The sequence below is a fragment of the Aquabacter albus genome (genome assembly GCF_040049275.1).
Taxonomy (GTDB): Bacteria; Pseudomonadota; Alphaproteobacteria; order Rhizobiales; family Xanthobacteraceae; genus Aquabacter.
Genome location: NZ_JBDZDT010000001.1, coordinates 699,168 through 717,061, shown reverse-complemented (window position 1 = coordinate 717,061; position 17,894 = coordinate 699,168). Strand labels below are relative to the sequence as shown.

Here is a 17,894-nt window from a genome sequence, read left to right as displayed (position 1 = left end):
GGCCCGAACCATCCGCGTTATCCACACATGCGGTCCAGCCAGAAGAGACCAAAACCGCCCGAACTGACCTTGGCCGTTCCGCGCGCAGCCTGTCGCTCAGCCCGCATTCGAAGGGGGAGCCAAAGCGGGCCTGTAGGCTTCAATTGTCCTGGCGAGCCCCTCTTCCAGCGGCGTGCGGGCCCGCCAGCCGAATGCGCTAAGGGCCGCCGAGGTGTCGGCGGCCTCTTCGCGCTCCATGGGGCGCTCCTCGGCGCCGCCGAAGGAGAGGAGGTCGCGCCGGCCCATCATGTCTCCGATCATGCTCAGCAGCTCCCGCAGCGGGATGAGCCGGCCGCTGCCGATGTCGATGGACTGGGCACCGGCCCAGGGCGCCGCGCCGGCGCGGGCGAAAACCTCGGCCACATCCTCCACATAGACCCAGTCCAGCAGGCGGGCGCTGCTGGAGAGCTGCGCCGGCTCGCCCGCATGCAGCTTGCGGATGACATAGGGAATGACCTTGTAGTCCTTCTGGCCGGGGCCATAGGTCATCATCAGGCGCAGGACCGTCACGGGCAGGCCGTGCAGCGCTGCCGCCATGCGCGCATAGGCGCAGCCCGCCCATTTGGCCGCAGCATAGGGAGAGCAGGGAACCGCCTCGGATGCCGCCCCAGTGGGCTCCTCGAACGATCCCGCCATCACCATGCGCGTGCTGGTGTTGGCGGCCGCCAGCAGCACATGGATGGCGGCCATCAGATCGTTGCGGATGCTGTCGGGGATGAGGTGGAGCTCGCGCCCGCCGCGGCTGTCGCTCGTGAGGTGATAGATGAGATCGGGCCGCACATTGCCCACGAGGCGCACCACCTGCTCCTGGTCGCTGGCATCGCAGCGCTCCACGCGGATTGCGCCCGGTCGGGCTGCGGTGGCCCCGGCAAGCCCCGGCGCGGCGCTGCGCGATGCGGACACGACCTGCGCGCCGGCCCCGGCGAGCGTGCGCACCAGATGGGCGCCGATGAAGCCCGTTCCCCCGAACACCAGAATGCGCGCGTCACGCAGGGCGGAGAGGTCAGTCCGAGGCATGGCGCTGCCGGTCCCCCTGGTCCGCTTCCACGGCGGCAATGAGGCCATTTTCCTCCAGCGCCTCGGCGGCCTGGGCGAGAAGCGCGAACGGCATGTCTGAGCGCTCCGCGATATCGAGCAGGCTCCTCGTCCCGTCCGACTGATTGAGCAGCCAGAGCAGCGCGAGCTGGAAGTCCCTGGGGCTCTGGGCGCCGCCGATCGCCCCATAAAGGCCGCGCCGGCCGAGCTGCGGCTCGCCCTTTGGCGACAGGTTCACATAGGTCCGGTCCGCCTCGATGGTCTCGATGACCTGCAGCAGGAGATCGAGCGACCCTTCCAGCGCCTCGGCGGAGAGGAGCTGGGGATTGTCGGCCGAGGTATGGTACTGCGGAAATTCTCCCCATGTGCTTCGGCACAGATTGCCGACGGGAAGGCGGAAGCCCGGCGCATTGTATTGCCGTTCATCATAGCCATAGGGGAAGAAGTCGATGATGGACGCGTCCTGGTGATGATCGCGGAAGACGATGCCCATCACGCGGTCGATCAGCGCCGCCCCGCCGACGGTGCGCTTGTATTGGAATGCATGGGCATCGCCGATGCAGCTCAGCACCAGGCCCGCTTTTATGCGGCCGAGCCGCGCTTCGTTCCGCGCCAGCCAGGTGAGGGTGCCGATGGTGCTGGGCACGAAGAGGATACGGCAGCCATGGCGCAGCCGCCGGCCGGCAAGGGCCCGGCCGAGGAACGCCGCCACCGTCACCGAGGACAGATTGTCGTTGGCGAGCGAGGGGTGGCAGACATGCGCTGAAATGAGGATCTCCTCATCCGAGGCGCCGGGAATGAAGCATTCCCCATAGGTGAGGTGGCCGGGGGCCAGGGTCGTGTCGATCTCCACATCGTATTCGCCCTCGGCCAGCGCCGCGAGACGCCGATGCTCCAGGCAAAATCCCCAATCCGGCTTGTAATAGGCCGTGCGATAGGGAATGAGGCCCGGCTTCTCCGGCAAAGAGTGGAGGTGGGGGCGAAGCGCGGTAAGGCTCATGCGTTGCCGCACCGGGGTGCTGTAGCTCACCAGATGAAGATTGCTGTCGGCGAAATCCACCACCGTCTCGCCCGCGGCGGTGCGGATGGTCGCGCCGCGCACGTTCCATTCCGGCGGGACCACCCAGTCGAATACCGGCGTTCCGCTGGCGGTTTCCGTTACCTCGAGCGGGCAGATTTCGGCGAGGCGCGCCAGCGTCCGGCGCACGCCGTCCCCCGTCAGGCTGCGGCAGATGGGGAACAGGTCGCGCACCAGCGCAAGGATGTCCTGCCCGGTCATCGCCATCGGCTGGGTCGAAATCTGATCCACGGAGTTCGCCCCGATTGCTGTCCTGCGCGGGCGCGCGCAACCTGCCCTGAAGAATGAGCCAAGCGTGTCCGTGACGCTCGGGGCGCATCGGAGGGCGGCCGATCATCCTTTCTGATGAGGTTTGCGCGCAGGGGGCACGGCTTTCTCCGAACGGTCGCAGCGCGCGCCGCCAGCCGCTACGCCATCTCCGCCGGAGAGGATGAGGACGGGTCATCGAATGAATCCGCGCCGCAGCGGCACCCGAAGGCTTGCGGCCGATGAAACTTAGGACGAGCATTCCTGTTGTGCAGAAGCATCCTCCACTCGAAGAGGATCTGAAAACTGCAAATGGGAGGTCATCGCCATGATGGAAGCCCGCACCCTAAGCCAGGATCATTCACCCGGGAGAAGTCGCACGGGTCCGCGATGCGTCGCCATCGTGGGCCCGTTCCAGAGCGGCAAGACGACCCTTCTGGAAGCCATATTGGCCCGATTGGGCACCCTGCAGCGCCAGGGCAGCGTTGCCGCCGGAAACAGTGTCGGCGATGCGTGCGCGGAAGCACGGGCCCATCGCATCAGCGTCGAGCTGAATATCGCCGCCGCCGATTTCCTGGGCGAGGCCTATACGTTCATCGACTGCCCGGGTTCGATTGAGTTCCTGTCCGAAATGCAGCCCGTACTGCCGGTCGTGGATGCGGCCGTGGTGGTGTGCGACGCGGATGACAAGAAGATCCCGGCCCTTCAGGTCATCCTGCGGGAGCTGGAGGCGCAGGCCATCCCGCGGCTGCTGTTCCTCAACAAGATCGACGCCTCGACCCGGAGCATTGAAGAGGCCATCTCCCTGCTCCAGCCCGCCTCCGGCGTCCCCCTGCTGCCCCGGCACATGCCGATCCGCAGGAATGGCGCTGCGGTGGGGTTTGTCGATCTCGCGCTGGAGCGCGCCTTCCTCTACCAGGATCACGCGCCTTCCCGCGCGGTCGAGATCCCGGCCGATGCCGCCGCAGAGGAGAAGGAGGTGCGCTACGCCATGCTGGAGCGGCTCTCCGAGCATGACGACCGGCTGATGGAGGAATTGGTCGAGGAGATCGAGCCGGAGCGTGCGCGCGTCTTCGAGGATCTCGCCCACGAAATGTGTGACGGCCTGGCAGTGCCGGTGCTCATCGGCTCCGCCCTCAACGGCAATGGGGTGGGGCGCCTGATGAAGGCGCTGCGTCACGAGGTTCCAGGCGTTGCGGGCACCGCCCGGCGGCTGGGCGTCGCGGCGCAGGGGCTGCCCGTTGCCCAGGTGCTGAAGACACTTCATGTAGGCCAGGCCGGCAAGCTCTCCGTCGTCCGCGTGCTGAGCGGCGCACTCCAGGACGGGGCGAACGTGGCCAGCTCCTCGGGCCACGGCGGGCGCATCTCCGGCCTCGTCCGGCTGACGGGGCAGGCGAGCCAGAAGCTCAGCGAGGCGCAGGCCGGGGACGTGGTGGCGCTGGGGCGGCTTGATGCGGTGAATACCGGGGACACGCTGTCGCTCGGCCCTCTCGCCAAGGCGCTCGTGGCCCCGCCGCCGCCCCGGCCGGTCATGGCCTTTGCGATCCGGGCGCGGGAGCGCAAGGACGACGTGCGGCTCGGCGCCGCCATTCGTAAGCTGGTGGAGGAGGATCCCTCGCTCGCTCTGGCGAACGACCTGGAGCTTGGCGAAATGATCCTGCGCGGGCAGGGCGAACTGCATTTGCGGGTGGCGGTGGAGAAGCTCGTATCGCGGTTCGGCATCGAGATTTCCGCCCGGCCGCCCCAGGTAGGGTACCGCGAGACCATCCGCAAGCCCGTGACCGGGGTACGCGGCCGCCACAAGAAGCAGTCCGGCGGCCACGGCCAGTTCGGCGACATCGTGATCGATGTCGCGCCCTTGCCGCGCGGCGATGGGTTCGTGTTCGAGGACAAGATCACGGGCGGCGCCGTTCCGCGCCAGTACATCCCCTCGGTGGAAACCGGCGTCGTTTCGTCCCTCAAGAAGGGGCCGCTGGGCTTTCCCGTGGTGGACGTCCGCGTCACCCTCACGGACGGGTCCTACCATTCGGTGGATTCATCCGACATGGCATTCCAGCAGGCGGCCCGCATCGCCATGGCGGAGGCGTTGCCGCGCTGTGCGCCGGTGCTTCTCGAACCCGTATTGGCCATCAGCATCGCGGCTCCGTCCGAGGCCACCGCAAAGGTCAACGCGATCGTGTCGTCGCGGCGCGGCCAGATTCTCGGCTTCAATGGCCGGGAGGGCTGGACCGGCTGGGATGTGGTCGAGGCGCTGATCCCGGAAGCTGAGATGGCGGACCTGATCATCGAGCTGCGCTCGGTGACCGCCGGCGTCGGCACGTTCGATGCGAGCTTTCATCATCTGGCGGAGCTTGTGGGCCGGGAGGCCGAGCAGGTGGTGGCCGCCCGGCAGCAGGCGCCGACATAGGTCGGCCGCGAGTTATCGTCTCAGAGCCCGCGCTCTCGAAATCGCGCAGGCTCTGAGACGCGCGTGCCTTCATATGATGCGTTCATGACGCAGTGCGCTCGTTTTTTGCGCCTGCACAAGACTTGAGCGTTGCGCGGGAGGGGGCTAGCCTTCGGTCAGGACGCGAGAAGGGGACAGCGGGGCTCATGGCCAAAGCGCGGACGCAGACCATCGGCGCCGTTCGGCGCAAGTTCTCACCTTGGACCGATCCCGCCGCCACGCCCCTCATCCGCTTCGAAAACGTGGTGAAGCGTTTCGGCGAGTTCACCGCAGTCAACAATGTCAGCCTTGACATCTTCGAGCGAGAGTTCTTCGCCCTTCTCGGCCCCTCCGGCTGCGGCAAGACCACCCTCATGCGCATGCTCGCAGGCTTCGAGGAGCCCACCGAGGGCCGCATCACGCTGGCCGGCGAGGACCTTGCCGGCGTGCCGCCCTACAGGCGGCCGGTGAACATGATGTTCCAGTCCTACGCTCTGTTTCCGCACATGAGCGTCGAGGATAACATCGCCTTCGGCCCCAAGCAGGCGGGCATGCCGAAGGCGGAGATCAAGGCGCGCGTGGAAGAGATGCTGGCCCTGGTGAAGCTGGAGACCTTTGCCAAGCGCAAGCCGCACCAGCTCTCCGGCGGCCAGCGCCAGCGCGTGGCGCTCGCCCGTTCGGTGGCGACCCGCCCCAAGGTGCTTCTGCTGGACGAGCCGCTCGGCGCCCTCGACAAGAAGCTGCGCGAGGAAACACAGTTCGAGCTCATGGACCTGCAGATGGAGCTCGGCATGACCTTCCTGATCGTGACCCACGACCAGGAGGAGGCCATGACGGTGGCGGACCGCATCGCCGTGATGAACCATGGCGTGCTGGTGCAGGTGGACCCGCCCGCCACCCTTTATGAGCAGCCGGCCACTAAATATGTGGCGGACTTCATCGGCGACGTGAACATCATGGAGTGCAAGGTGGAAGGCTGCTTCGGCGGCGATCTGCGCCTCTCCACCCCCATCACGCCTCATCCCATCCAGATCGCCCAGGACAGCGACGCGAAGGTGGGCGACAGCGTCTGGCTTGCCATCCGCCCCGAGAAGATGCGCATCTCGCTCGACCCGCCCGACGCCGTCGCCGGCAATTGCTTCGAGGGCGAGATCTGGGACATCGGCTATCTCGGCGACCTCTCCATCTATCATGTGGAGCTGCCCTGCGGCACGCGCATCAAGGTCTCCCAGCCCAACCTCTCGCGCATGGTGGAGCGCCCCATCACCTGGGAGGACAAGGTCTATGTCACCTTCACGCCGCATGCCGGCGTGGTCCTCGGACAATAGGGGAGGGGGCCATGGCCTTGGCGGGAAGCAAGGGGATCGGGCGGATCGTGGTGATCCTCGTCCCCTATCTGTGGCTGCTGCTACTGTTCCTCGTGCCGTTCCTGATCGTGCTGAAGATCAGCCTGTCGCAGGACGTGCTCGCCCAGCCGCCTTATTCCCCGACCCTGGACCTTTCGCAGGGCTGGGCGGGCTTCAAGGATTTCATCTCCCAGCTCAATTTCGACAATTACGGGTACGTGCTGAGCTGGGACAACGAGTTCCTCAACGCCTACGGCTCCAGCCTCATCATCGCCTCCGTCTCCACCCTCCTGCTGCTTCTGGTGGGCTATCCCATCGCCTACGCCATGGCGCGGGCGCCGCGCTCCTTGCAGCCGACGCTGCTGATGCTGGTGATCCTGCCCTTCTGGACCTCGTTCCTGATCCGCGTCTATGCCTGGATCGGCATTCTCTCCCAGGACGGGCTGCTCAATCAGGCGCTGCTGTCGCTGGGGTGGATCGATGCCCCGCTGGAGATCCTGAACACCGATCTCGCGGTCTATATCGGCATCGTCTATTCCTATTTGCCCTTCATGGTGCTGCCGCTCTATTCGGCGCTGGAGAAGCAGGATCCGACCTTGCTGGAAGCCGCCGAGGATCTCGGCTGCCCGCCCATCCGGGCGTTCTGGCTCATCACCTTCCCGCTCTCCTTGCCGGGGGTGGCGGCGGGCGCGCTGCTCTGCTTCATCCCGGCGGTGGGCGAGTTCGTGATCCCGGACCTGCTGGGCGGCTCCGACACGCTGATGATCGGCAAGTCCCTCTGGACCGAATTCACGGTCAACCGCTCCTGGACCGCCTCATCGGCGGTGGCGGTGCTGCTGCTCATCGTGCTGGTGGTGCCCATCGTGATCTACCAGAACATCCAGGCGCGCCAGCTGGAGGCGGGGAAATGAACAGGGGACTGTCCTGGCTCAATGTCACCTCGCTGGTTCTGGGGTTCGCCTTTCTCTACATCCCCATCCTGTTGCTGGTGATCTATTCCTTCAACGGCTCGCGGCTCGTCACCGTCTGGGGCGGCTTTTCCACCCAATGGTATTGGTCGCTTCTGGAGAATGAGCAGCTTCTGGATGCCGCCTGGGTGACGCTGCGCGTCGCCTTCGTCTCCTCCCTTATCGCCACCGTGCTCGGCACCATGGCGGCCATCGCGCTCACCCGCTATGGGCGCTTCATCGGCCGCACCTTCTTCTCCGGCATGACCTATGCGCCGCTCGTAATGCCGGAGGTGATCACCGGCCTCTCGCTGCTGCTCCTGTTCGTGGCCATCGGCTTTGAGCGCGGCTTCTGGACCATCACGCTCGCCCACATCACCTTCACCATGTGCTTCGTGGCGGTGGTGGTGCAATCGCGCCTCGTCACCTTCGACCGCTCGCTGGAAGAAGCCGCGCTCGACCTCGGCTGCCCGCCCTTCAAGACCTTCTTCATCATCACTTTGCCGCTCATCCTGCCGGCGGTGGTCTCCGGCTTCATGCTGGCCTTCACCCTCTCCATGGACGACCTTGTCATCTCCTCCTTCACCACGGGACCGGGGGCGACGACGCTCCCCATGCGCATCTATTCGCAGGTGCGCATGGGCGTGACGCCGGAAATCAACGCCATCTGCACGGTGATGATCGGCATCGTGACCGTGATCGTGGTGTTCGCCTCCATTATGACCAAGCGCCAGGAGACCCTGCGGCGCCGGGAGGAACAGGCGGCCGCCGCCCAATAAGCGAGGCGTTTCTGCCTATCTTGATACCACCCAACACGAAGTTGAAGTGCCCAGTATGGGCAAGCGGCGTCCGCCTGTTTAGGATCGCTTTGGGCGTATCTCGGGTAGAATCAGTCTCTTCATGAAGTATAGGTCGGATATCAGCGGCCTCCGCGCGCTTGCGGTTGTGCCGGTGGTTCTATTTCACCTGAACGAGAATCTTATCCCCGGCGGGTATGTCGGCGTCGATATCTTCTTCGTCATCTCGGGCTATCTGATTACCTCCATCCTGGCGGCGGACCTCAGGGAAGGCCGCTTCAGCCTGCTGCGTTTCTATGACCGGCGCATCCGGCGCATCGTGCCGGCTTATTTCGCGGTGGCGCTCGTCACCGCCATCATTGCCATGGTGGTGATGCCGCCGGTGCTTCTGGAGGCCTATGGCGAATCCCTGAAATGGGCGTCCATCTTCCTGGCCAACCGCTATTTCCTGTCCGTCACCCATTATTTCGGGGCGGCGCCGGACGAACTCTTCCTGCTGCACACCTGGTCGCTCTCGGTGGAGGAGCAATTCTATCTGGTCTGGCCGCTTCTTTTGGCGGTGCTATTCCATCCGCGCCTCAGGCGGTGGCTGCCCTACATCGTCCTCGCCTTGATGGCGGTGTCGCTTTATGTGGCGACGCGCAATGCGGTGCTGCGGCCCATTGCCGGCTTCTACAATTCCAACGGCCGGTTCTGGGAATTGCTCATGGGCGCCGTGCTGGCGCTCGGCTTTCTGCCGCGCCTGCGCGACCGCAGGCTTGCCGAGGCCGTGGCGGCCGCCGGGCTTCTCATGATCGTGGCCGCGCTCGCGCTGTTCGGGCACGACAATGTGGTGTTCCCCGGCGTGAGCGCACTCCTGCCCACCGGCGGCGCGCTGCTGATCCTGTGGGCAGGGGAGGAGGGACGCCCGACATTGGTGGGCCGGCTCCTCTCCTTCGCGCCCTTCGCCGCCATCGGGCTCATCTCCTATTCGCTCTATCTCTGGCACTGGCCGATCATCGCCCTTCACCGCTACCTCACCTTCCATGGTCCGGGTTTCTGGGACGGGGTGGGGCTGTTTGCGGCCATGCTGGCGGTCTCGGCGCTCTCCTGGCGGTTCGTGGAGAACCCGTTCCGCCGGTATGGACCCTCCACCGCGCGGGTGGAATGGGCGACCGTCGGCGGCGGGGTGCTGGCGCTGGGCGGGCTGGTGGGGCTCGCCTCCATCATGATCCTCACCAATGGCTTGCCGGGCCGGGGGAGCGCCGCGTTCCTGAAGGCGGAAGCGACGGTGAACGAATTCTGGAAGGGGCGGGAGGCGTGCCTTCTCGGCCGGACCAAGGCGCCGGAAGTGGATTGCCGCTTCGGCGACCCGAGCCCGGATGCGCCGCTCTTTGTCCTGTGGGGGGATTCCCAGGGGGACCAGCACGGCCCCGCTCTGGATGCCCTGGGGCGTGCCGACGGCTTCAGCTTCCTCCAGATCACGCGGCCCGGCTGCGCGCCGCAGGCGCCGACCCCGGAGCTCGGCCCTCTGGCGAGCCGGGAATTGCAGGCCTGCAACGCGCTGCGCGCCGCCGCGCTGGACCGCATCCTCGGCGACCCGAAGGTGGCGCTCGTCATCATTGCGGGCCAGTGGACGAACGAGGTGTCCCTTAATTTCGCCATGGGGCAGCTGAGGGAGGCGGTGGACAAGATCACCGCCGCCGGCAAGCCGGTTGCTCTGGTGGGCCCCATCGGCAGCTTCGGCAATGGCGGCGGCCGCTGCATCGTCCGCACGCGCTTCATGGGGGTGGGCGATGGCGTCTGCGGCGAGACGCGCGCATGGTCGGACGTGATTTCAGGGCCGATGGAGCGCGAATTGCTCGCCCTCGCCAAGGACCGGCAGGACGTGACGGTCTTCCTGCCCCGCTCCCTCTTCTGCACGGCCGACACCTGCCAGCCCGCCGCCGACGGCGTGCCGCTCTTCTATGATGGCGGGCACCTCAACGTGACGGGCTCGCTTTTCATGACGAAGGCTTGGCAGGAAGTGCTGTCCGGGATGCGAGGGCGTGTGTTGAGGTGATAGGGTGGGCCTCAGCGGAAGCGGGGGCGCCGATGATCATCGCCGAGCGGGTTTTGAGGATGGAGATGCCGGACGGCGCAGTGGATGTGCCGATCCGGCTTTTCGCGCCGTTGCCGTTCGACAATCACTGGGCATGCCGATGGGAAATTCACTGGCCGGACGGTGTCGAAAGCTTTGAGGGCTGCGGTCTGGACAGCGTGCAGGCTCTCTACATCGCCATGCAGATGGTCGGCATCAATCTCTATCTGAGTGACCCTCACGAAGATGGACTGATGCACTGGGGAACATGGAAGGGCTATGGCTTTCCTGTCACCAGCAACATGAGGGACGAGCTTGCGGAGGACGATCTGCGCCTATGAGCCCTGATGCTCCCATGATCGCGGGCCGGACCCTCACGCTTGGAAAGCCAGATGGCGAGATTCAAATCCCCATCCGCATTTTTGCGCCGGCGAGCAAGGGCGGCGCATGGTGCTGCCGCTATGAAATCGACTGGCCCGAAGGCTCTCTTGTGAAGGAGGCGGAGGGCATCGACTCTGTCCAGGCGCTTCTGCATGCCATGCAGATGGTCGGCTTCCACATCTACCACAGCGACCACCACGACAGCGGCGCACTCTGGCTGAGCCCTGGGCGCAAGGGCTATTATTTCCCCGTCGTCGCCGAAATGCGGAACATGCTGGTCGGCGAAGACGTCGGATTTCTCTGACCTTTACCGCCCCTCCCGCACCCAGCTCAGCGCCAGAAGCCCCAGCAGCAGGAGCAGGCCGGACAGTCCCGCGAACACCGGGAACAGGCCGATGCCCGTCACCACGCTCACATCCCGCGTGCGCAGGCCCATCCAGTCCTCGCCGGCGAGGCGCTCGCCCGAGGAGACGGGCACGATGCGCGGCACGCCGCCGGAGAGGTCCGCCAGCCGCCACAGCCCGCCGCCCGTCGCGGTCGCGATGGGGGTGAGGACGTCGCGGGTGGAGGTCACCTCGGCGAATTCCTTGGGGTTCAGCGGGCCGATATTCACCAGCGCGTTGAGATTGCCATTGGCCGCCCGCCACAGGCCGAGCTGGTCGGCAGGGGTGGTGGCGCGCCACAGGCCCGGCTCGGCCTGGGTGAGGGTGAGCGTGCGCTCTGGCCCCGTGGGCGGCGTCACGCGGGCCACGGGCACGCTGTCGCCCATGGTCTGGCGCTCCACCACGAGGTCGCGGCCGGAGGTGGAGAGCTTCAGGCGCTCCTCCTCCAGGTCCGGCTCCTTCATGAGCCAGTGGGAGAGGCGGCGCAGCAGGTCGATATAGGGGCCGCCGCCCTCATAGCCCCGCGCCCACAGCCAGATATGATCGGAGAGCAGCAGCGCCACACGCCCTTCGCCCACCCGGTCCAGAAGCAGGACCGGCTTGTTGCCGGGGCCGGAGAGGACCGCCGTGCCCGAGCGCGCGTCGGCGTCGATGACGCGGAAGAAGCGGCTCCAGTGGGGCGGGTTCGCCTCCGAGCCGGGGAGCGCGCGGGTGACGGGGTGGCGCTTGCCCGGATCGGTGAGGCGGGCGTGGTAGGGCTCTTCCGTGGTGTTGCCCGTGGGCACGCCGGGCAGGATGTCCTCTAAGGGCGTGTTGTAGAGCGAGCCGGGGTCCACATAGTCCGTGCCCGCCGCCACCAGAACGGCGCCGCCGTTGCGCACATAGCGCACGATATTGTCGAAATAGATCTGCGGCAGCACACCCTGCTGGGAGTAGCGGTCGAAGATGATCAGGTCGAAATCGCGGATCTTGGTCTGGAACAGCTCGCGGGTGGGGAAAGCGATCAGCGAGAGTTCGTTGATGGGCGTGCCGTCCTGCTTCTCCGGCGGGCGCAGGATGGTGAAGTGGACGAGGTCCACGTTCGCATCGCTCTTCAAGAGGTTGCGCCACGTGCGCTCGCCCACGTTCGGCTCGCCGGAGACCAGCAGCACTCTGAGCTTGTCGCGCACGCCGTCGATGGAGACGGCGGTGCGGTTGTTGACGGGGGTCAGCTCGTCGGCGAGCGGCGGAGCCTCGATCTCGACGATGTTCTGGCCCGCATGGGCGATCTCCACCTCCACGCTGGCGCTCTGGCCGGCGGTGACGACGGGAGTGGCGATGGTCTCGCCGTCCCGGCGGATGGTGATGGGGATGCGGGCGCCGGCGGGGGCTCCCTCGTCGGTGACGCGGAAGGTGATGGTCTGCCTCTGGCCCACGATGCCGAAGCGCGGCGCCTTCTCCAGCGTCACGCGCCGGTCCCGCTCCCCGGCGCGGCCGGTGATGAGGCCGTGGACGGGCGCGGAGAATCCGAGGGCATTCGTGTCCGCCGGAGCATCGTGGACGCGCCCGTCGGTGATCATGATGGCGCCGGCCACCCGCTCGGGCGGCACGTCCGCAAGCCCTGCGGAGAGGGCGCCGAACAGGCGCGTGCCGTCGCTTTCGCCATCGCGGGCGTTGGCCTCGATGGTGCGCACCTCGATGCCGGGAATGCGGGAGAGCCGGTCGGCGACGGCCGCGCGGGCCGCCTCGGTTTGGGCGGTGCGGTCGCCGAAATCCTGGCTGGAGCTCTTGTCCACCACCACGGCCACCACGGAGGAGAGCGGCTCGCGCTCCTCGCGCGTCAGGGAGGGATTGGCCAGCGCGGCGAGGCCCGCCGCCAGCGCCAGCGCCCGGAACGCCGCGCCCCGCGTGCGGGAGGCGAGCAGCAGGCCCGCCAGCACGAGGGCGACAAGCGCCGCGCCCAGAAGGACGGGCAGCGGGACGAAGGGATCGAAGGCGAGGCCGTAATTCATGCGGCGTCCTTAAGGTGGGTAGCGCGACGGGCTCCCTCTCCCGCTTGCGGGGGAGGGCTGGGGAGGGGGCAGATGCGACCTCTCCATGTCCCTAGTCCTTTCCGGCCTTCGGCCGGCCCCCTCCCTAACCCTCCCCCGCAAGCGGGAGAGGGGATGGTGCCGCGCTCCGCGGAGAAGATCATCTCCCTCATTGCCCCAGCCGCTCCAGCAGCGCGGGCACGTGCACCTGATCCGCCTTGTAATTGCCCGTGAGCACGTACATGGCGATGTTCACCCCGGTGCGGAACGCAAGCTCGCGCTGCCGCGGCTCGCCGGGGGTGAGGGGCAGAAGCGGCTCTCCGGCCTCGCTCACCGCCCAGGCACCGGCGAGGTCGTTGCCGGTGATGATAACCGGGGAGACGCCGTCGCCCGCGCGGGCCGGGCGCTCCTCACCGTCATGGGCGGCGGGCAGCGCCTCCACCCAGGTGGTGCCGCCGGTGAACCGGCCGGGGAAATCCCGCAGCAGATAGAAGGCCTTGGTGAGAACGTGGTCGCGCGGCACCGGCTCCAGCTCGGGAATGTCGAGGGCGGAGAGGATCTCGCGCAGCCGCTGCGCGGCGGGGGTGAGCGGTGCGCCGGGGCCGCCCGCGCTCTCCAGCGCGTCGCGGGTGTCGAAGATGACCGTGCAGCCCTGCTTCATATAAGCGTCCACCCGCGCCAGAACGGCGGCGGGGGGCACGGGCGTGTTGGCCAGGATCGGCCAATAGAGGAGAGGGAAGAAGGACAGTTCGTCCCGCGCGATGTCGACCCCCATGGGCTCGCCCGCCTGGAGCGCGGTGCGCTGGCCGAGGAAGGTGGTGAGCCCGCCAAGGCCGGCGCGGGAGATGCCGTCCACCTCGCCATCGCCCGTGGTCACATAGGCAAGACGGGTCTGGGAGGTGGCCTTCAGGGCGAAGTCGTCGCCCGGCTTGGCCTGCGTCTGGGCGTGCGCCGGCAAAGGCGTACCCACGAGCGCGCCGGTCGCGAGCACAGCGGCCAGCAGGAGTGCCGCCGCCTTGGCCCGGCGATGGCCGAGGCGCGAGAGGCCGCCGGCCAGGAACAGCACGGCCAGCGCATCCAGCAGCAGCAGGCCCATGGCGGCGGCCAGAACCGGGCCGCGCAGGTCGCGCGGCTCGCTGGCTTTCAGCGGCTCGGTGGTGCCGGCCAGGGGGGACAGATCGAGGGGGGCGAGGCGGTCGTCGGGCATGAGGGCATTCACCGCCACGAGGCCGTCCGGTGGGCCATAGAAGCCGGGCGGATGCTCGGCGTCGGCGCGGCCGGTGAAGCCGGCGGGCAGGGGACGGGCCAGCGGGCCGGCGGGATGGAAGGCGCCGAAGCCGTCCAGGAGGTGGGCGGGCGGGATGGCGGCCTGCGGAGACCGCACGGCGGCGCTTCCGGCCGGCCCCTCCTCGGTGGCGGCGGTGGTGTCTGCAAGGGCGAGCACGCGGCGCAGCATCTCAACGAATGTGCCTGAAAGCGGCAGGTTCGACCAGGAGGTGTCTGCGGTGACGTGGAACAGCACCACCATGCCCTTGCCGCGCTTGGCGCCGGTGACCAGCGGCGTGCCGTCCTTCAGCGTCGCCCAGGTGCGTTCGCCCAATGCGCCGTCCGGCTCCGCCAGCACCTGCCGGTTCACCATCACGTCGTTGGGCAAGGTGAGGTCGCGGAACGGCCCTTCGGCGGTGAGGCTGCCCAGCGGCTGGGGCGTATCCCAGGAGAGCGAGCCGCCGAGCACCCGCCCGCCACGGCGCAGGCGCACGGGCAGGAGGTCGTCCTGCGCATTGGCGAGGCGCGGGCCGGCAAAGCGCACGAGCACGCCGCCCTCCTCCACATACTTCACCAGCCGCTGGCGGGTGGCGGGCGGGATGGTGCCCACGTCGGTCAGCACGATCACGGGCACGCGCTGCTCGATGAAGCGGGCGATGGCCTCGCTGGGCGCGCCGCTTTCCGCAAGGCGGATATCGGCGAACGGGCCGAGCGCACGGGAGAGGTAATAGGTGGGCGCCAGCAGCGGCTGGCCGGTGTCGGAGGAGGCGCCCGAGACGACGCCCACCGCGCGGCGGCGCCAGCGCTTGTCGAGGAGCTGCACGGCGCCCGCCGAGCGTTCGCCGACGATTTCGAGGCGCGCGATCTCGTTGCGGATCTCCACGGGCAAGTCGAAGCGGGCTTCGGTCTCAGTGGCGCCGGAATCGAAGGCGAACGGCGCCTCGCCGAGGCTGAGGCCCTTCAGATCCTTCGCCTCCACCCGGCCCGCGCGGCCGGCGCCGGTGTCGGGGCGCAGCACCTTCACGGTCAGCGCGCCGGCGGCATTGTCGGGGGCGGCAAGCGCCAGGGGAGAGGCGATGCCGCCGCTGATGAGGAGCGGCGGGCGCGCGGGCTTCAGGGCCGCGAGGTCGGCGGAAAGATCGCTGTCGGCTTTGAGGTCCACGCCGTCGCTTATGAAGACGAGGCCGGCTTCCGGCTCGGCGGCGAGATGCCGGGCGGCGAGCGCCAGCGCCTCCTTGCGGGCCGGGGCGTAGGGCACGGGGCTGAGCGAGCGCAGCTTGTCGCGCGCCTGCACGGGCAGGAGGAGGGAGACGTCCTTCGGCACCTCGCCGGTGGGGACGAGCGCGACGCCGCGCCCGTCGCTCTCCGCCTGGTCCACGAAGCCGGCGGCGGCATCCATGCGGGTTTCCCAGGAGGAGGCGGCGGGCCAGCCCTGGTCGATGACCAGCACCATGGGCCCGCTGGCGCCCGGCACGGCGGCGGGCGGGTTCCAGATGGGGCCGGCGGCGGCGAGGATCACCAGCGCAGCCAGAAGCAGACGCAGCACGGTGAGCCACCAGGGCGTGCGGGCCGGGGTCTCTTCCTTCGGGTCGATCTCCAAAAGCAGGCCGGTGGGCGGGAACACCACCTCGCGGGGCTTGGGCGGCACCACGCGCAGCAGGAACCACAGCAGCGGCAAGGCCAGGAAGGCGGTGAGGATCAGAGGCGCGGCGAAGCCGAGGGGCAGGCCCATCATGCGGTTGCTCCCTCCTCGGCGGGCGCGGTGGGCAAGGCGATGTCGCCGGAGCCCATGCGCGCATGGAGCGCCAGCAGCAGCTCGCTGGCCGGCCGGTCGGTGCGGTGCACGGCAAAGCCCCAGCCCATATGCTCGGCGGCGGCGCGCATGGCAGCGCGGTGGGCGGCGAGGCGCACCTGATAGTCGTTGCGCCAGGTCTCGGCGCGGCCCACCGTGAGGGTCGGTCCATCCGAAGGCGAGCGGAACTCGATGCGGCCGGAGAAGGGGAAGGCTTCTTCCGAGGGATCGACGATCTGCACCACCTGACCGTGGGCGCCGGTGCCGGCGAGGCTGGAGATGCGCTCGCACACCTGTCTCGTGGGACTGAAGAAGTCACCCAGCAGCACGATCTCCGACAAGGGGGAGGGGTTGAAGTTCGGCGGCAAGGCCGGCGTTGCGGGGGCGTGCAGCACCGCTTCCGCCATGCGCTCGACGATGCGGCGCGAGGCGGAGGGGCGCATGAGGTCGGGCATGCCGACCCGCTCACCGCCCTTCACCAGAAGCTCGGCCAGGGCAAAGGCGATGATCAGCGCGCGCTCGCGCTTCGGCGCTAACTTAGCCGACGAATAATCCATGGACTCGGAGAGGTTCGGCCAGATCCACACCGTGTGGGCGGCCTCCCACTCGCGCTCGCGCACATACAAATGGTCGTCGCGGGCGGAGCGGCGCCAGTCCACGCGGTTGGCCGGCTCGCCGTCCGTGAAGCGGCGGTACTGCCAGAAATTCTCGCCAGTCCCCACGCGTCGGCGTCCGTGCAGGCCGTGCTGCACGCTAGAGGCGATGCGGCGCGCTTCCAGCACGAGCCGGGGCATTGCGGCCGCAAGGGCCGCCGAGTCCCGCGAAGCGCGTGCGACCGATTGTTTCGTGCTGTCCTCCACGCGCCTCAGCCCAGCCGGTCCACGAGGCGCCGTACGATGCGCGTGACGCTCTCCCCTTCGGCGCGGGCGGCGAAGGTCAGCGCCATGCGGTGCTTCAGCACCGGCTCGGCCAGCGCCACCACGTCATCCACGGAAGGGGCATAGCGCCCGTCCAGCAGCGCGCGGGCGCGCACCGCCAGCATCAGCGCCTGGCTGGCGCGCGGGCCGGGGCCCCAGGCGATGAGCCGCTGCTCGGGGCCGTCCGCGCCCGGGCGGGCGGAGCGCACGAGGGTGAGGATCGCCTCGACCACGGATTCGCCCACGGGCAGCCGGCGCACGAGGCGCTGGGCGGCCAGAAGATCTTCCACGCTCATGGAGGCGCGGGGCTTGGTCTCCTCCGCGCCCGTGGTGTCGAACAGGATGCGCCGCTCAGCGTCCCGGTCCGGATAGTCCACGTCGATTTCCATGAGGAAGCGGTCGAGCTGGGCTTCGGGGAGGGGATAGGTGCCCTCCTGCTCCAGCGGGTTCTGGGTGGCGAGAACGTGGAACGGCTTGGGCAGATCGTGCCGCTCGCCTGCCACGGTCACGTGGTATTCCTGCATGGCCTGGAGCAAAGCCGACTGGGTGCGCGGGCTCGCGCGGTTGATCTCGTCGGCCATGAGGAGCTGGGCGAAGATGGGGCCGCGAATGAAGCGGAACGCACGCTTGCCGCCGGCGCTTTCCTCCAGCACCTCGGCGCCGAGGATGTCGGAGGGCATCAGATCGGGCGTGAACTGGACGCGGCGTGCATCGAGGCCGAGCACGGTGCCCATTGTTTCCACAAGCTTGGTCTTGGCCAATCCCGGCACGCCAACGAGCAGCGCGTGGCCACCGGCGAGGATGGTGATGAGGGCGCGGTCGACCACCGCCTCCTGGCCGAAAATCACGCTGCCGATCGCGGTTCTGGCGGCGGAGATGCTCGCCGCGGCGGTCTCCGCATTGCGGATGATCATCTGGTCCAGATCGAAGGTCTCGCTCGGTGCCGACATGCACGCATCTCCACTTGGCCCGCCATCTTCGAGCCGAAAGACGGCAAGACGAGGCCCGACAATCCCTCCATGCAAGAAGCGCAGCAGGATGCGTTCCCTGGGATGGGAGGGGCAGCTTACGATATGTTTGCGCTGCGTCGACACGGCTTGGTGCCCATCCACCGGGCAGAGCGCTCAACTCATTGCGAGGTTGTGACAGTGGCGGAAGGCGAAAACACCCCGGC

Annotated in this window: 13 protein-coding genes; 7 read left to right on the top strand and 6 right to left on the bottom strand. The window is 68.0% G+C overall.

Going from position 1 to position 17,894, the window contains the following annotated elements; translation table 11 throughout:
- Window positions 1–96: 96 nt before the first annotated feature.
- Both ABLE91_RS02990 and ABLE91_RS02985 read right to left on the bottom strand, forming a co-directional pair.
- Complete coding sequence (locus ABLE91_RS02990; RefSeq protein WP_348928258.1) at window positions 97–1,056, bottom strand: NAD-dependent epimerase/dehydratase family protein; 960 nt, start codon at window positions 1,054–1,056, stop codon at window positions 97–99.
- The gene (locus ABLE91_RS02985) at window positions 1,043–2,359 is read right to left on the bottom strand and encodes a DUF4910 domain-containing protein (protein WP_510181897.1); all 1,317 of its coding nucleotides are present in this window, start codon (window positions 2,357–2,359) and stop codon (window positions 1,043–1,045) included. The genes ABLE91_RS02990 and ABLE91_RS02985 overlap by 14 nt, the downstream gene beginning before the upstream one ends.
- Before the next feature lie 370 nt (window positions 2,360–2,729).
- Between ABLE91_RS02985 and ABLE91_RS02980 the strand changes: the two genes are divergently transcribed.
- The 7 genes from ABLE91_RS02980 (at window position 2,730) to ABLE91_RS02950 (ending at window position 10,657) form a co-directional block, all read left to right on the top strand.
- The gene (locus ABLE91_RS02980) at window positions 2,730–4,805 is read left to right on the top strand and encodes an elongation factor G (RefSeq protein WP_348928315.1); all 2,076 of its coding nucleotides are present in this window, start codon (window positions 2,730–2,732) and stop codon (window positions 4,803–4,805) included.
- Between the two features lie 185 nt (window positions 4,806–4,990).
- Window positions 4,991–6,151 carry an ABC transporter ATP-binding protein gene (locus ABLE91_RS02975; RefSeq protein WP_348928255.1) on the top strand — a complete coding sequence of 387 codons (1,161 nt, stop codon included), beginning with the start codon at window positions 4,991–4,993 and terminating at the stop codon, window positions 6,149–6,151.
- An 11-nt stretch (window positions 6,152–6,162) separates the two neighbouring features.
- A complete protein-coding gene (locus ABLE91_RS02970; RefSeq protein ID WP_348928253.1) occupies window positions 6,163–7,080 on the top strand; it encodes an ABC transporter permease in 918 nt (305 codons plus the stop codon).
- Window positions 7,077–7,895: an ABC transporter permease gene (locus ABLE91_RS02965; RefSeq protein ID WP_348928251.1), complete on the top strand. Its 819-nt coding sequence runs from the start codon at window positions 7,077–7,079 to the stop codon at window positions 7,893–7,895. Before ABLE91_RS02970 ends, ABLE91_RS02965 begins: the two co-directional genes overlap by 4 nt.
- A 121-nt stretch (window positions 7,896–8,016) precedes the next feature.
- On the top strand, window positions 8,017–9,954 hold the full coding sequence (locus ABLE91_RS02960; protein WP_348928250.1) for an acyltransferase family protein: 1,938 nt from the start codon (window positions 8,017–8,019) through the stop codon (window positions 9,952–9,954).
- Between the two features lie 32 nt (window positions 9,955–9,986).
- Entirely contained in the window at window positions 9,987–10,313 is a 327-nt protein-coding gene (locus tag ABLE91_RS02955) for a DUF6968 family protein (RefSeq protein WP_348928248.1), read from the top strand.
- Window positions 10,314–10,327: 14 nt separating this feature from the next.
- Entirely contained in the window at window positions 10,328–10,657 is a 330-nt protein-coding gene (locus tag ABLE91_RS02950; RefSeq protein ID WP_348928247.1) for a DUF6968 family protein, read from the top strand.
- Window positions 10,658–10,660: 3 nt separating this feature from the next.
- On the opposite strand, the gene ABLE91_RS02945 is transcribed toward ABLE91_RS02950, so the two are convergent.
- The 4 genes from ABLE91_RS02945 to ABLE91_RS02930 form a co-directional block, all read right to left on the bottom strand.
- Window positions 10,661–12,727, bottom strand: a complete 2,067-nt coding sequence (locus ABLE91_RS02945; RefSeq protein WP_348928245.1) for a hypothetical protein — start codon at window positions 12,725–12,727, stop codon at window positions 10,661–10,663.
- A gap of 187 nt (window positions 12,728–12,914) precedes the next feature.
- On the bottom strand, window positions 12,915–15,746 hold the full coding sequence (locus ABLE91_RS02940) for a DUF4159 domain-containing protein (RefSeq protein WP_348928243.1): 2,832 nt from the start codon (window positions 15,744–15,746) through the stop codon (window positions 12,915–12,917).
- Window positions 15,743–16,597, bottom strand: a complete 855-nt coding sequence (locus ABLE91_RS02935; RefSeq protein WP_348928241.1) for a DUF58 domain-containing protein — start codon at window positions 16,595–16,597, stop codon at window positions 15,743–15,745. Before ABLE91_RS02935 ends, ABLE91_RS02940 begins: the two co-directional genes overlap by 4 nt.
- Before the next feature lie 71 nt (window positions 16,598–16,668).
- Window positions 16,669–17,670, bottom strand: a complete 1,002-nt coding sequence (locus tag ABLE91_RS02930) for an AAA family ATPase (RefSeq protein WP_348928240.1) — start codon at window positions 17,668–17,670, stop codon at window positions 16,669–16,671.
- Between the last annotated feature and the right edge of the window lie 224 nt (window positions 17,671–17,894).

Coding starts and splice junctions, on each gene's coding strand:
- ABLE91_RS02975 (WP_348928255.1), top strand. CDS start 4,991: ATGGCCAAAGCGCGGACGCAGACCATCGGCGCCGTTCGGCGCAAGTTC.
- ABLE91_RS02950 (WP_348928247.1), top strand. CDS start 10,328: ATGATCGCGGGCCGGACCCTCACGCTTGGAAAGCCAGATGGCGAGATT.
- ABLE91_RS02935 (WP_348928241.1), bottom strand. CDS start 16,597: ATGCCCCGGCTCGTGCTGGAAGCGCGCCGCATCGCCTCTAGCGTGCAG.
- ABLE91_RS02940 (WP_348928243.1), bottom strand. CDS start 15,746: ATGATGGGCCTGCCCCTCGGCTTCGCCGCGCCTCTGATCCTCACCGCC.
- ABLE91_RS02930 (WP_348928240.1), bottom strand. CDS start 17,670: ATGTCGGCACCGAGCGAGACCTTCGATCTGGACCAGATGATCATCCGC.
- ABLE91_RS02970 (WP_348928253.1), top strand. CDS start 6,163: ATGGCCTTGGCGGGAAGCAAGGGGATCGGGCGGATCGTGGTGATCCTC.
- ABLE91_RS02990 (WP_348928258.1), bottom strand. CDS start 1,056: ATGCCTCGGACTGACCTCTCCGCCCTGCGTGACGCGCGCATTCTGGTG.
- ABLE91_RS02985 (WP_510181897.1), bottom strand. CDS start 2,359: ATGGCGATGACCGGGCAGGACATCCTTGCGCTGGTGCGCGACCTGTTC.
- ABLE91_RS02955 (WP_348928248.1), top strand. CDS start 9,987: ATGATCATCGCCGAGCGGGTTTTGAGGATGGAGATGCCGGACGGCGCA.
- ABLE91_RS02945 (WP_348928245.1), bottom strand. CDS start 12,727: ATGAATTACGGCCTCGCCTTCGATCCCTTCGTCCCGCTGCCCGTCCTT.
- ABLE91_RS02960 (WP_348928250.1), top strand. CDS start 8,017: ATGAAGTATAGGTCGGATATCAGCGGCCTCCGCGCGCTTGCGGTTGTG.
- ABLE91_RS02965 (WP_348928251.1), top strand. CDS start 7,077: ATGAACAGGGGACTGTCCTGGCTCAATGTCACCTCGCTGGTTCTGGGG.
- ABLE91_RS02980 (WP_348928315.1), top strand. CDS start 2,730: ATGGAAGCCCGCACCCTAAGCCAGGATCATTCACCCGGGAGAAGTCGC.